The organism is Burkholderia sp. S-53 (assembly GCF_025560745.1).
GTDB lineage: Bacteria > Pseudomonadota > Gammaproteobacteria > Burkholderiales > Burkholderiaceae > Burkholderia > Burkholderia pyrrocinia.
This window is the reverse complement of sequence record NZ_CP090483.1, coordinates 1,581,046-1,594,054: the sequence shown is the minus strand read 5'-3', so window position 1 is coordinate 1,594,054 and position 13,009 is coordinate 1,581,046. Positions and strand designations below refer to the sequence as shown.

10 protein-coding genes are annotated in these 13,009 nt (G+C 67.6%); 2 read left to right on the top strand and 8 right to left on the bottom strand.

Annotated elements, in window-relative coordinates; translation table 11 throughout:
• Window positions 1-78 precede the first annotated feature (78 nt).
• Window positions 79-1,599: a CoA-acylating methylmalonate-semialdehyde dehydrogenase gene (locus LXM88_RS12355; protein ID WP_262542559.1), complete on the top strand. Its 1,521-nt coding sequence runs from the start codon at window positions 79-81 to the stop codon at window positions 1,597-1,599.
• Window positions 1,600-1,679: 80 nt separating this feature from the next.
• On the opposite strand, the gene LXM88_RS12350 is transcribed toward LXM88_RS12355, so the two are convergent.
• The 8 genes from LXM88_RS12350 to LXM88_RS12315 all read right to left on the bottom strand — a co-directional run bounded on the left by LXM88_RS12350 (window position 1,680) and on the right by LXM88_RS12315 (window position 10,745).
• On the bottom strand, window positions 1,680-2,564 hold the full coding sequence (locus LXM88_RS12350) for a MurR/RpiR family transcriptional regulator (RefSeq protein WP_262542558.1): 885 nt from the start codon (window positions 2,562-2,564) through the stop codon (window positions 1,680-1,682).
• 292 nt (window positions 2,565-2,856) lie between these two features.
• Complete coding sequence (locus LXM88_RS12345; RefSeq protein ID WP_262542557.1) at window positions 2,857-4,029, bottom strand: Gfo/Idh/MocA family protein; 1,173 nt, start codon at window positions 4,027-4,029, stop codon at window positions 2,857-2,859.
• A 59-nt stretch (window positions 4,030-4,088) separates the two neighbouring features.
• A complete protein-coding gene (locus LXM88_RS12340; RefSeq protein WP_262542556.1) occupies window positions 4,089-5,015 on the bottom strand; it encodes a sugar phosphate isomerase/epimerase in 927 nt (308 codons plus the stop codon).
• 59 nt (window positions 5,016-5,074) lie between these two features.
• Window positions 5,075-6,088, bottom strand: coding sequence for a Gfo/Idh/MocA family protein (locus LXM88_RS12335; protein ID WP_047900470.1), 1,014 nt, complete (start codon window positions 6,086-6,088; stop codon window positions 5,075-5,077).
• Between the two features lie 59 nt (window positions 6,089-6,147).
• The gene (locus LXM88_RS12330; protein ID WP_262542555.1) at window positions 6,148-7,059 is read right to left on the bottom strand and encodes a sugar phosphate isomerase/epimerase family protein; all 912 of its coding nucleotides are present in this window, start codon (window positions 7,057-7,059) and stop codon (window positions 6,148-6,150) included.
• Window positions 7,060-7,102: 43 nt separating this feature from the next.
• Window positions 7,103-8,128, bottom strand: coding sequence for an ABC transporter permease (locus tag LXM88_RS12325; RefSeq protein ID WP_152858899.1), 1,026 nt, complete (start codon window positions 8,126-8,128; stop codon window positions 7,103-7,105).
• Between the two features lie 26 nt (window positions 8,129-8,154).
• A complete protein-coding gene (locus LXM88_RS12320; RefSeq protein WP_262542554.1) occupies window positions 8,155-9,750 on the bottom strand; it encodes a sugar ABC transporter ATP-binding protein in 1,596 nt (531 codons plus the stop codon).
• 68 nt (window positions 9,751-9,818) lie between these two features.
• On the bottom strand, window positions 9,819-10,745 hold the full coding sequence (locus LXM88_RS12315) for a sugar ABC transporter substrate-binding protein (protein WP_047900466.1): 927 nt from the start codon (window positions 10,743-10,745) through the stop codon (window positions 9,819-9,821).
• 306 nt (window positions 10,746-11,051) lie between these two features.
• On the opposite strand from LXM88_RS12315, the gene LXM88_RS12310 reads away from it, so the two are divergent.
• A complete protein-coding gene (locus tag LXM88_RS12310; protein WP_262542553.1) occupies window positions 11,052-13,007 on the top strand; it encodes a bifunctional 5-dehydro-2-deoxygluconokinase/5-dehydro-2-deoxyphosphogluconate aldolase in 1,956 nt (651 codons plus the stop codon).
• The last annotated feature ends 2 nt before the right edge of the window (window positions 13,008-13,009 follow it).

The following is a 13,009-nucleotide window of genomic DNA, read 5'->3' as shown; positions in this document are numbered from 1 at the left end:
TCAAGTTTCGCGGCCTTCTCCCGCCCCGCCGGTTTCCCTAGACTAGGTTCCGTTCCCCCCTCATCCCCAGGAGACACGATGAATCCGGTTCCCGCGTACACGTCCGACGCCGACGTCGGCCACTATGTCGACGGCGCGCCCGTCGCCGGCCGCAGCGGCCGCTTCCAGGACGTCCTCAACCCGTCGCTCGGCCGCGCGGTGCGCCGCGTGGCGCTCGCCGACGACAGCGAAGTGCAGCAGGCCGTCGCATCGGCCCACGCCGCGTTCCCGGCGTGGGCCGCGACGCCGCCGATCCGCCGCGCGCGCGTGCTGCACCGTTTCCTGCAGCTGATAAACGAGCACCGCGACACGCTTGCGGCGATCATCACGGCCGAGCACGGCAAGGTGTTCTCCGACGCGCAGGGCGAAGTCGCGCGCGGCATCGACATCATCGAATTCGCATGCGGCGTGCCGCAGCTCCTGAAGGGCGACTTCACCGACCAGGTCAGCACCGGCATCGACAACTGGACGATGCGCCAGCCGCTCGGCGTCGTCGCGGGCATCACGCCGTTCAACTTCCCGTGCATGGTGCCGTGCTGGATGTTCCCGGTCGCGATCGCGACGGGCAACACGTTCGTGCTGAAGCCGAGCGAGCGCGATCCGTCGGCGGCGCTGTTCATCGCCGACCTGCTCACGCAGGCCGGGCTGCCGGCCGGCGTGTTCAACGTCGTGCAGGGCAACAAGGACGCGGTCGACGCGCTGCTCGACCACCCGGACGTGCAGGCCGTCAGCTTCGTCGGCTCGACGCCGATCGCGGCCTACGTGCAGCAGCGCGCGGTGCAGTCCGGCAAGCGCGTGCAGGCGCTCGGCGGCGCGAAGAACCATCTCGTCGTGATGCCCGATGCGAACATCGAGCAGGCGGTCGACGCGCTGATCGGCGCCGCATACGGCTCGGCCGGCGAGCGCTGCATGGCGATCAGCATCGCGGTGCTGGTCGGCGACGTGGCCGACCGGATCGTGCCGGCGGTCGCCGAACGCGCGCGCAAGCTGGTGATCGGCGACGGCATGCAGCCGGAAGTCGAGATGGGCCCGATCGTCACCGGCGAAGCGCTGAAGCGCATCGAAGGCTATATCGAGCAAGGCGTGAGCGAAGGCGCGCAACTGGTGGTCGACGGGCGCGGGCTGCGCGTGCCGGGCCGCGAGGCCGGCTTCTTCACCGGCGGCACGCTGTTCGATCACGTGACGCCCGACATGCGGATCTATAAGGAAGAAATCTTCGGGCCCGTGCTCGGCTGCGTGCGCGTGAAGGATTTCGGCGAAGCGGTCGACCTGATCAACGCGCACGAGTTCGGCAACGGCGTGTCGTGCTTCACGAGCGACGGCGGCATCGCGCGCGAATTCGCGCGGCGCATCCAGGTCGGGATGGTCGGCATCAACGTGCCGATTCCGGTGCCGATGGCGTGGCACGGCTTCGGCGGCTGGAAGAAGAGCCTGTTCGGCGACATGCACGCATACGGCGAGGAAGGCGTGCGCTTCTACACGCGCCAGAAGTCGGTGATGCAGCGCTGGTCGTCGAGCATCGGCAAGGGTGCCGAATTCGCGATGCCGACCGCGAAGTAAGCCGGCCGGTGCGCCATCAAGGGCCTGTTCCCGCTATCAGCGGGAACAGGCCCTGGCGGGCGATGCGCCGGCGGAGTGCGTCAGCCGGCTTTCGTGCCGTGCGCGCCGTCGGCGGTCGGCAGGTACGACAGTTCGAGCCGGTACGCGAGCGCGACGAACAGGCTCTGCGCGAGGCCCATCGTGGCCGTCAGCGCGCGGAACCCGAACGTCTCGCTGTCCTGCACCATCAGCGTCACCTCGGCCTCCCGCGCGAGCGGGCTCATCCGGCTGTCGGTGATCGCGATCAGGCGCGCGCCGCGCTGCGCGGCCTGCTGTGCGACCTGCACGGTTTCGTCCGCATACGGCATGAACGAGATGACGATCATCACGTCGCCGTTGCGCACCGACCGGATCTGCCCGAGATGCATGCTGCCGAGCGCGCTGAACAACCCGATGCGCTTGTCGGTGTGCTGCAGCGCATAGTCGAGATACACGGCGATCGGAAACGCGCGCCGCGAGCCGGCGATCCAGATCGCCTGCGTGTCGGCGAGCAGGTCGACGGCCTGCGCGAGCGCCTGCGGGTCGAGCGTCTGCCGCAACTGCTGCATCCCGGCAATGCTGCCCTTGATGAATTCGTCGGCGATCTGCTCGGGCTGCAGGCTCGACGAACCCGATTCGATCACGTCGCGCAGCCGCAGGTTGTACGCGCGCCCCGGCGCGATCTGCTGCGCGAGCCCTTCGCGGAACAGCCGCTGCATCTCGGAGAAACCGGAGAAGCCGAAATGCTTCGCGAAGCGCACGACCGCCGACGGCTGCACGCCGCACGCTTCCGCGAGCGACTGGATGCCTTCCAGGCCAAGCTGGTCCCGATGCGTTTCCACGTGACGCGCAATGACCTTCAGGCGATTGCTGAGGCCGTCGTATTCCTGCGTCAGATGCTGCAGGAACTGCTCGACGGTGGCGGGAGGTTTCTCGGATGAACTCATCGGATGGCGCGAAGTTGACGGCCCCGGTGCACGCGCGATGCTGACGGACGCGGCCCGAGGCTCACCTGGATACATGCATGAAGGGCGAATTTAATCACGTTTGCGGCACGGCCCGCGCCGCGCGTTTCGCTCCCACGCGCTCGATCATCACCTGCACACGCTCCACGGCAAGACTGGCAACGATTGTCCAACGCTCTCGCGGTATCGTAAAGATTAGGGCGTCTACCGAGTCTGCCGACGCCGACGGCCGGTGCGAAGCGGCGCCCGGCGCGCCGCCTCCGGCCTGCCCTGCTCAGCGATAGTCGACCCACGCGCCGCCCGCGTCGGCGGAACGCACGCAGTTCTCGACCCATCGGACGCCCTCGACGCCCGCATGGACGTCCGGAAAGCGGATACCCTTCAGCGCCGCGGCGTCGCCGCGATCGGCCGCATCCATCGCGAGCGCGAAGCGCTGATAGAGATTGGACCAGGCCTCGAACAGCCCTTCCGGATGCCCGGCGCCGATGCGATCCTCGCGCAACGCATTCGGATGCAGATAACCCATCCCGCGATCGAGCACCTGCGCGGGCTGCCCCTGCACTTCGTAGCGCAACTGGTTCGGATGCTCGTCCCACCATTCGACGCTCGCCTTCGATCCGATCACGCGCACCTTCTGGCCGTGCATCGAACCCGCGTTCACCGCGCTCGACCACACGTAGCCGATCGCGCCCGTGTCGTATTCCATGATCGTGAACGCGTTGTCCTCGAGCGGCGCGCGGCTCTTCACGAAGCTCTGCCGCGAACACATCAGCCGCCGGATCTTCAGCTCGGGCGCCATCACCTCGGAGATGTACAGCGGATGCGTGCCGATGTCGCCGAGCACGTAGCTCGGACCCGCGAACTTCGGATCGACGCGCCAGCGCGCGGCCGCGCTCGCGGCCTCGACGCCTTCGCTGTGGAAACCGTGTGCGAACTGCATCTGCACGATGCGGATCTCGCCGAGATCGCCTCGCGCGATCATCTCGCGCGCCTGCTCGATCATCTGGTGACCCGAATAGCCGTATGCGACGCCGACGATCCGGTTCTTCTCGACCGACAGGCGCTGCAGCGTCTCGGCCTCGTCGGTCGTGAAGCACAGCGGCTTCTCGCAGACCACGTGCAGCCCCGCGTTCAGCGCGGCGCGGCAAATTTCGAAGTGCGTATTGTTGGGCGTCGCGATCGACACCGCGCGAATGCCGTCCGGGCGACGCGCCTCGGCGTCGAACATCGTCGCGTAGTCGGGATAGCAGCGCTCGGCCGCGACGCCGAGCTTCAAGCCGAACTGGCGGCCGCGTTCGGGATCGATGTCGAACGCGCCGGCGACCAGCTCGAAACTGCCGTCGCGCAACGCGGCCGACCGGTGGCTGTAGCCGATCTGGCTGCCGAGCCCGCCGCCGACCATGCCCCAGCGAATCGAGTGTCCAAGCAGAATCTGTCCGTCAATCATGATGGTGGTGTTCCTGGTCCGTGTTCAGGTGTTCGGTGGTTCAGGTGTTCATGCCAAGTTCATGCGAAACCGGCCGACGCGAGAAACGCGCGGCTCGCGGCAACGTCGCGCAGGCTCGTGCCGGCATTGCGCGGATCGCGCTCCTGCTCGATCGTGATGTAGCCCGCGTAGCCGATGTCGTCGAGCGCGTGCCGGATCGACCGGTAGTCGAGCACGCCGGTGCCGATCGGGCACATCACGCCGCGCGCGCATGCCGCGAAGAACGCAATGTGCTCGCCCATCACCGCGTCGTACACGGCCGTGTCGATATCCTTGAAATGCACATAGTCGAGGCGCGCCGCATGACGGCGCAGCCAGGTCTCCGGGTCCATGCCCGAGTAGTACAGGTGGCCCGTATCGAGACAGAGGCCGACCGTGTCGGCCGGCAGGTCAGCGACGATCCGGTCGATCTCGTCCGCGAACTCGATGTAGCCGCCCGCATGCGGATGGATCACCGCGCGCACGCCGAACTCGTCGCGCGCGATCGTCGCGATCTGCCGGATGTGCTCGACCATGTGCGCCCAGCGCTCGCCGGACAGCCGCGGCGCGCGATCGGCATGACCGGCCGCGTAATCGCGTTCCTCGTGCCCCCAGTCCATCACGACCAGGTACGGCGCCGCGTAGCGCTGGCCATCCTGCGTCGGCAGCTTCGGCAGCCGCGTGATCAGCGCGCAGATCTCGCGCGTCTGGCGCAGCAGGTTCGGCAGGTTCTCCGGCGACACGAGATCGTCGAAGATCGTGCCGGCGGTAATGCTCAGGCGCTGCCGCTCGAGCTCGGCGCTCACGACGTCGAGCTCGAGCGGGATATAGCCGTACGGCCCGAGCTCGATGCCCGAGTAGCCGGCCTGCGCGGCCTCGGCGAGCACGTGCCGCCACGGCGGCAGGTGCGGGTTCTTCACGTCGTCGACGCCCCAGCAGCAGGGTGCGCAACCAATCTTCATCGTCATGTCGGTCAGTCCGGCAGGTAAGCGGCGCGCGGCCGCATGCGTGGCGACGCGGCCACGGTTCAGGCGCGATAGAACGCGGGGCGGTCGGCCATCGCGATCGGTTCGACCGCACCGCTCTGTTGCGCACGCACGCATGCGTCGGCCGCGACCGCCGCCGCGTAGCCGTCCCAGGCCGACGGGCCCGTCAGCGCACCCTGCCGCACGCCGTCGATGAACGCCTGCAGCTCGACGTCGTACGACGCGATGAAGCGCTCCTTCCAGTCGGTCATGATCTCGACCGATTGCCGCGCCGCGCGCTTGAGGTCCACGGCCGGCGGATCGGGCAGCTTCGCGATGCCCTGCTCGCCGACCACTTCGCACTGGATGTCGTAGCCGTACTGGCAGTTCACGAAAATCTCGACGTCGATGCGCACGCCGCTCGCGGTTTCCAGCAGCACGATCTGCGGGTCGGCGAGATGCGCGGACGCATGGCGCGTCTTCTTCGGATAGACGACCTGCGCGCTCGCGTAATCCTCGCCGAGCAGCCAGCGCAGCACGTCGAGCTCGTGGATCAGCGTGTCGGTGATCGCCATGTCGGTCGTGTAGCGCTCGCCGACCGACTGGTTGCGGTGCGCGCAATGCAGCATCAGCGGTGCGCCGATCTCGCCGCTGTCGATCACGCGCTTCAGCGCGCGATAGCCTTCGTCGTAAGGCCGCATGAAGCCGACCTGCACGAGCCGCTTGCCGTGCGCGACTTCCGCTTCGACGATCCGCATGCAGCCGTCGGCCGTGACGGCGAGCGGCTTCTCGCAGAACACGGGCTTGCCGTGCGCGATCGCGTCGAGCACGAACGCTTCGTGCGTCGGCCCCCACGACGTGACGAGCACGGCCTGCACGTCGGCGGCCGCGACCACTTCATGGCCGTCGCCGTAGATCTCGGCGTCGAGCCCGTATTTCGACACCGCGTCGCGCGCCTGCTGCGGATCGATGTCGTTGACGGCCACCACGCGCGCACCGGACAGCGTGCGCGTCAATCTGCGGATATGGTCCTGGCCGATCGCGCCACAGCCGATCACGCCGATTTGCAAGGTCATCTGGGAGTCTCCAGTCGTTCATCAGCGGCGCGGCCCGTGCCGCGCCGGTCAGTAATCGTTCAGCGCGCCGTGCGATCGAAATGAAGATCGACGTAGCGCCCGATCGTGTCGCGCATGTAGCGCGACGACGCTTCGGCGCGGTCCTCCCACGCGAACACGCACGACGACATCACGCCGTCGAAGCCCGCGGCGCCGAGCGCGCGGAAGAACACGTCCCAGTCGATCTCGCCCTGCCCGATGTCGAGATGCTGGTGCACGCGGATCTGGTTCGAACCCGGCGGGTTCACGATGTAGCGCAGCTGGCTGCTCTTGCGGTGGTCGAAGGTGTCGGCCACGCGCACGTGCGCGAGGATCGGCGCGGCCTGCGCGATCATCGCGGCCATGTCGTCGCCGTAGTAGAACGTGTGCGGCGCGATATACGACAGCTTCAGCGACGGCGAGCCGAGGTTCGTCACGATGTCGATCGCCGGCTGCAACTGCTCGATCCAGTCCTCCGGATGCGGCTCGACCGACAGCACGATGCCCTCGCGCTCGAGAATCGGCAGCAGCTCGTCCATCGACCGGAACCACGCGGCTTCGCACAGCTCCTTCGGGTTCGCGCCCGGCCGCTCGCCGACCGAGCGCTCCGGCGACGCACCGCGCCCGAACTCCGACACCATCAGCGCGCACTCCATCTCGAGCGCGACCTCGATCGCCTTCTTCCAGCAGCGCACGGCCCATTGACGCTCGTCCTCGAACGGGCTCGCCCAGCGGTACATCGGCTGCAGCGACGCGAGGCCGACGCCGCTCGCGCGCATCGCCTGGCGAAACGCAGCCATGCGCTCGCGCGTCGCGCGCGGCATCACCCACCAGTCGAGGAAATCGCTGCGCGGCGACAGCTCGATCTGGTCGTAGCCGAGCTCGGCCACCGCGTGCGGCAGCCGGTCGAGCGGCAGGTGGCGAATCATGTAGGGGTCCAGCGCGATCTTCATCAGGCTTCCTTCGTGAATGCGGGGTGCAGTCGGACGCGTGCGCTCAGCGACGCTTCTTCTTGTTGCGATACTGGTCGGCGATCACGGCCGCGACGATGATCGCGCCCTTGACCATCTCCTGGTAATACGCGTCGATGCGGATGAACGTGAAACCCGACGTCATCACGCCGAGGATCAGCACGCCGATCACGGTGCCCGTTACGCGACCGAGGCCGCCCGACAGCGACGTGCCGCCGATCACGACCGCGGCGATTGCGTCGAGCTCGTACATCACGCCCATGCCCGACTGGCCCGAGATCGCGCGCGCGGCCGTCACGGTGCCGGCGATCCCGCTCAACAGGCCCGCGATCGCATAGACGAAGACCAGGTGACGCGTGACGTTGATGCCCGACACGACGGCCGCGTGACGGTTCGCGCCGATCGCGTAGGTGTACTTGCCGAAGCGCGTGTAGCGCAGCACGACGTGGAAGATCGCGGCGATCACGAGAAAGATGATCACCGGATTGGCGCCTGCGCCGATGGCCGCGAACTGGTCGGTCAGCATCGACACGGGCATCCCGTTGGTGAACCATTTCGCGAACCCGCGTGCGGCGACCATCGTGCCGAGCGTCGCGATGAACGGCGGGATGCCCGTCATCGCGATCAGCGAACCGTTCAGCAGGCCGACCAGCAGCCCGACACACACGCCGGCCAGCACCGGCCAGACGATCGGCAGGTCGGTCAGGTGCGGAAACACCGCGCGCGGAAAGTCGGACACCTGCGCGAGGCTCGCGGACACGACGGCCGCGGCGGCCACGACCGACCCCGACGACAGGTCGATCCCGCTGGTGATGATCACGAGGTTCACGCCGACCGCGATGATGCCGATCACGGCCATCTGCAGCACGATGATCTCGAGCCGCTCGGCGTTGAACAGGAAGCTCTGGCCGACGACGATCCAGCCGACGATCTCGAAGAACAGGCTGATGCCGACCAGCACGAGAAAGATGCTCAGCTCGGGCGGCCACTTGGTGTGCCGCGACTTGATTGTCATGGTCTGCGCGTCCGCGACCGGATTCAGGTTGCCCATTTCTTTGTCTCCACTCTTGTTTCGGATCAGCGCGACGCGAGATCCATGATGCGGACCTGGTCGGCGTCCTTGCGGTCGACGATGCCGGTCATGCGCCCTTCGTGCATCACCATCACGCGGTCGCTCATTCCCAGCACCTCCGGCATCTCCGACGAGATCATCAGCACCGCGACGCCCTTGCCGGCGAGCGCGCTGACGAGCCGGTGGATCTCGGCCTTCGCGCCGACGTCGATGCCGCGCGTCGGTTCGTCGAGGATCAGGATGCGCGGCTGCGTGAGCAGCCAGCGCCCGATCAGCACCTTCTGCTGGTTGCCGCCCGACAGGTTCTGGATCTCCTCGTGCAGCCCGGGCGACTTCACGCGCAGCATCCGGCTCATTTCCTCGCAGTCGCGCTTCAGCTGCGCCTGCCGCACGAAATTGAACTTCACGTAGCGGTTGCTGAGCACCGCCGCTTCCATGTTCGCGAGCAGGTCGAGATTCAGGAAACAGCCGGTGTCCTTGCGGTCCTCGGTCAGGAACGCCATCCCGTGCTTCATCGCCTGCGCGGGCGTCGAGATCCGCACCGGCTTGCCGTCGATCCGGATCTCGCCCGACGTGGCCGGCACGACGCCGAACAGCGCCTCCGCGACGTTCGAGCGCCCCGAGCCGACCAGGCCCGCGACGCCGAGGATCTCGCCCGCGCGCAGCTCGAAGCTCACGTCGCGGAACACGCCGTCGACGCCGAGGTTCCGCACCGACAGCACGACGTCGCCGATCGGCACCTCCTCCTTCGGGAACATCTGCGTGATCTCGCGCCCGACCATCATGCGGATGATGTCGTCGCGCGTGACGTCGCTCGACGCATGCGTGCCGATGTACTTGCCGTCGCGGAACACCGAGAACTCGTCGGCGATCTCGAACAGCTCGTTCATCTTGTGCGTGATGTAGACGATGCCCTTGCCCTGCTCGCGCAGCTGGCGAATGATCCGGAACAGGTGCGTGACCTCCTTGTCGGTCAGCGCCGACGTCGGCTCGTCCATGATCAGCACGTCCGAGTCGAACGACACGGCCTTCGCGATCTCGACCATCTGGCGGCTCGCGACCGTCAGCGTGCGCACGTCGGTTTCCGGATCGATGTCGATCGACAGCCGCTCGAACAGCTCGGCCGTACGGCGGCGCAGCTCCGCGTGATCGATCAGGCCGAAGCGGTTCTTCGGTTCGCGGCGGATCCAGATGTTCTCCGCGACCGTCATGTACGGCATCAGGTTGAGTTCCTGGTGGATCATCGCGATCCCGCGGTCGAGCGCATCGAGCGGGCCGTTCAGCACGACGGGTTCGCCGTTGATCAGGATCTCGCCCTGATCGGGCGTGTAGACGCCCGCGATGATCTTCATCAGCGTCGACTTGCCCGCGCCGTTCTCGCCCATCAGCGCATGGACGGTGCCGCGGCGCACGCGGAACTGCACGCCGTCGAGCGCGACGACGCCGGGAAAGGACTTGCCGACGCCGCGCACCTCGAGCACGCAGTCGGACGCGGCAGAAGCCGGCGAACCGGACGATCCGGATGCGCCGGGCGATCCTCCGGACGAAGCGGCCGGCGCGTCGACGCCGGCCATCGGGCGCGCGATCCTGGCTGTAAACATGGACGTTCCTCGACAAGTCGCGCGCGAACCCGGCCAGGCCGGGCCCGCGCAGTTCAACGGATCGCCGCTCAGTGCTTGGCGTACTGGTTCATGTTCTCGGGCGTCACGAGCTCGAACGGCACGTTCACGAAGCGGTCGACGGGCTGCTTCTTCGCGAGCTTCAGCGCGGCGGCAACCGATTGCGCGCCCTGCCCGATCGCGTTCTGGTACACCGACACCTTCAGCTCGCCGCTCTTCATCGACGCCAGGCCGTCCGGCGTCGCGTCGATGCCGGCGACGACGGTCTTCGGCGTCAATTTGCGCGCAGCCTTCAGCGCATTGATCGCGCCGATCGCCATTTCGTCGTTGTTCGACACGATCGCGTCGAACTTCGTCCCGGAGCTCAGCCAGTTCATCGTGATGTCCTGGCCCTGCGTGCGGCTCCACTTGCCTTCGCGCTTGTCGACGATCTTCATGCCGGAGCATTCCTTCGTCGCGATCACGTCCTCGATGTCCTTGGTGCGGGCGCGCGCCGATTCGTTGGACAGCTCGCCCATCAGCACGAGGAGGTCGCCCTTGCCGCCGAGCAGCTTGCACACCTGGCGCGCCTGCAGCGTGCCCGACTGCTTCTCGTCGGATGCGACGACCGCGACGCCGGCCGGCAGCTTGTCGAAATCGACCGGCTTGCGGTTCACGTACACGAGCGGGATCTTCGCCGCCGTCGCCATCTTCGTGATCTTCGGCGTCGCGTCGGTGTCGACCGCGTTCACGATGATCGCGTCGACCTTCTGCGCGATCATGTTCTGGACCTGGCTCAACTGCTTGCCGACGTCGTTGCCGCCGTCCTCGATCTGCACCGTCGCACCGTCCTTCTTCGCTGCGTCGGTGATGCTGTTGCGCAGGATGGTCAGGAATGTGTCGTCGAACGACGCCATCGTCACGCCGATCTTCTCGGCATGCGCGAGCGGCGCAGCCAGGATCGCGGCGGCCGCGACGGCCATCAGCTTGGTCTTCATGATCACTTTGTCTCCTCATCTCCGGGGGGCGGAAGACGGCGCGTTGCGCGCCGCCGGGCCGAGTCCGATACGGACTGAAGCATCCGGATGAAACTGTAGATCACTTCCTCGATAATTTGGAAATTTATTTCTACGTGATTTCACCTAGGGAACTGGATTTCCAAAAAGCCTAGACTGCGTCCGTAGCCCGATTCCTTGCGGCAGGCAGCCTCGCGTCGTGTAGCGCACGTTGCGGACCGTCGCCGGTGGATCGGTCCCCTAATCTGCCGGCAGCGCCGAACGCCGGCCGCGAGCGTGATACGTGATATGAGCCTGCTGAACTTTCCGAGTGACCGCCCCATCGATCTCGCCTGCCTCGGCCGTGTGGCCGTGGATCTCTATGCGCAGCAGTACGGCAGCCGCCTGGAGGACGCGCGCAGCTTCCAGATGTATCTCGGCGGCTCGTCGGGCAACGTCGCGTTCGGCGTCGCCCGGCTCGGGCTGAAGACTGCGATGATCTCGCGCGTCGGCGACGAGCAGATGGGCCGCTTCGTGCGCGAGACGCTCGAGCGCGAAGGCTGCGACACGAGCCAGCTGCAGACCGACCGCGAGCGCCTCACCGCGCTGGTGCTGCTCGGGCTGAAGGATCGCGACACGTTCCCGCTGCTGTTCATGCGCGAGAACTGCGCGGACATGGCCGTGCGCGCCGACGAGATCCGCGAGGACTTCATCGCCGGCTGCCGCGCGCTCGCGATCACCGGCACGCATCTTTCGACGCCGGCCACGCGCGAGGCGTCGCTGACCGCGCTCGGCTACGCGCGCCGCCACGGCGTCGTGCGAATTCTCGACATCGACTACCGGCCGGTGCTGTGGGGGCTGACCTCGCGCGGCGCGGGCGAGAACCGCTACGTGCCGGACGCGCAGGTGACGCGGCAATTGCAGCAGGTGCTCGGCGAATTCGACCTGCTGGTCGGCACCGAGGAGGAATTCCTGATCGCGGGCGGCGTGCCGCACGACCTGATCGGTTCGTTGCAGGCGGTGCGCGGGATCACGAACGCCGCGCTGGTCGTCAAGCGCGGCGCACTCGGCTGCTGCGTGATCGAAGGCGACATCCCCGCGCGGATCGACGATGCGCCGACCTTTCTCGGCGAACGCGTCGAGGTGCTCAACGTGCTCGGCGCGGGCGACGCGTTCCTGTCGGGCCTGCTGTCCGGGCTGCTGCGCGGCCGCGACTGGGCGGAATCGACGCGCATCGCGAACGCGTGCGGCGCGATCGTCGTGTCGCGCCATGCGTGCTCGGCCGCGATGCCGACGCCGGCCGAACTCGCGCACTGGTTCGACGGCAGCCGCAATCCCGTGGTCGACGCGGACCGAACGCTCGCGCACCTGCATCGCGTCACGGTGCCGCGCCGCGAATGGGACGACCTGTGCGTGATGGCGTTCGACCATCGCAGCCAGTTCTACGAACTCGCGGTGCAGGCCGGCGCGGACGAAGCACGGATCAAGACGCTGAAGCGCCTGCTCGTGCGCGCGGCCGAACAGGTCGAGCGCGATCGCCATATCGAAGGCCACGTCGGCGTGCTGATCGACGGCGGCGCGTATGGCAGCGACGCGCTCGCGTCGGCCACCGGGCGCGGCTGGTGGGTCGGCCGACCGGTCGAGCTGCCGGGCTCGCGGCCGTTGCGCTTCGACGAGACGCGCTCGGTCGGCTCGTCGCTCACGCACTGGCCGACCGAGCAGGTCGTGAAGTGCCTGGTGCACTACCACCCCGACGACGACGTCGATCTGCGCGTCGAGCAGGAGCAGCGCGTGCTGGAGCTGTGGGAAGCCACGCGCGCCAGCGGCAACGAGCTGCTGCTGGAAGTCATTCCGCCGCGCGCGGTCACGCCGGCCGGCACCGAGGACGATGCGGTGCTGCGCGCGGTCGCGCGCTTCTACAACCTCGGCGTGATGCCCGAATGGTGGAAGCTCACGCCGCTGAGCGCCGACGGCTGGGCGCGACTCGCCGCGCTGATCGCCGAGCGCGACCCGCACTGCCGCGGCGCCGTGATCCTCGGGCTGAACCAGCCGCTGCAATATCTCGTCGACAGCTTCCGCTCGGCGACCAACCCGATCGTCAAGGGTTTCATGGTCGGGCGCACGCTGTGGGCCGATGCGTCGCTGAACTGGCTCGCCGGCCGGATCGACGACCAGGCGCTGATCGACGAGGTCGCGGGCAACTTCGCGCAGCTCGTGGACGCGTGGCTCGGCCGCCGCGGCACCGCGCGCGCGGCCGCGGCCTGATC

Coding starts and splice junctions, on each gene's coding strand:
- LXM88_RS12335 (WP_047900470.1), bottom strand. CDS start 6,088: ATGACCTTGCAAATCGGCGTGATCGGCTGTGGCGCGATCGGCCAGGAC.
- LXM88_RS12315 (WP_047900466.1), bottom strand. CDS start 10,745: ATGAAGACCAAGCTGATGGCCGTCGCGGCCGCCGCGATCCTGGCTGCG.
- LXM88_RS12345 (WP_262542557.1), bottom strand. CDS start 4,029: ATGATTGACGGACAGATTCTGCTTGGACACTCGATTCGCTGGGGCATG.
- LXM88_RS12330 (WP_262542555.1), bottom strand. CDS start 7,059: ATGAAGATCGCGCTGGACCCCTACATGATTCGCCACCTGCCGCTCGAC.
- LXM88_RS12310 (WP_262542553.1), top strand. CDS start 11,052: ATGAGCCTGCTGAACTTTCCGAGTGACCGCCCCATCGATCTCGCCTGC.
- LXM88_RS12340 (WP_262542556.1), bottom strand. CDS start 5,015: ATGACGATGAAGATTGGTTGCGCACCCTGCTGCTGGGGCGTCGACGAC.
- LXM88_RS12350 (WP_262542558.1), bottom strand. CDS start 2,564: ATGAGTTCATCCGAGAAACCTCCCGCCACCGTCGAGCAGTTCCTGCAG.
- LXM88_RS12320 (WP_262542554.1), bottom strand. CDS start 9,750: ATGTTTACAGCCAGGATCGCGCGCCCGATGGCCGGCGTCGACGCGCCG.
- LXM88_RS12325 (WP_152858899.1), bottom strand. CDS start 8,128: ATGGGCAACCTGAATCCGGTCGCGGACGCGCAGACCATGACAATCAAG.
- LXM88_RS12355 (WP_262542559.1), top strand. CDS start 79: ATGAATCCGGTTCCCGCGTACACGTCCGACGCCGACGTCGGCCACTAT.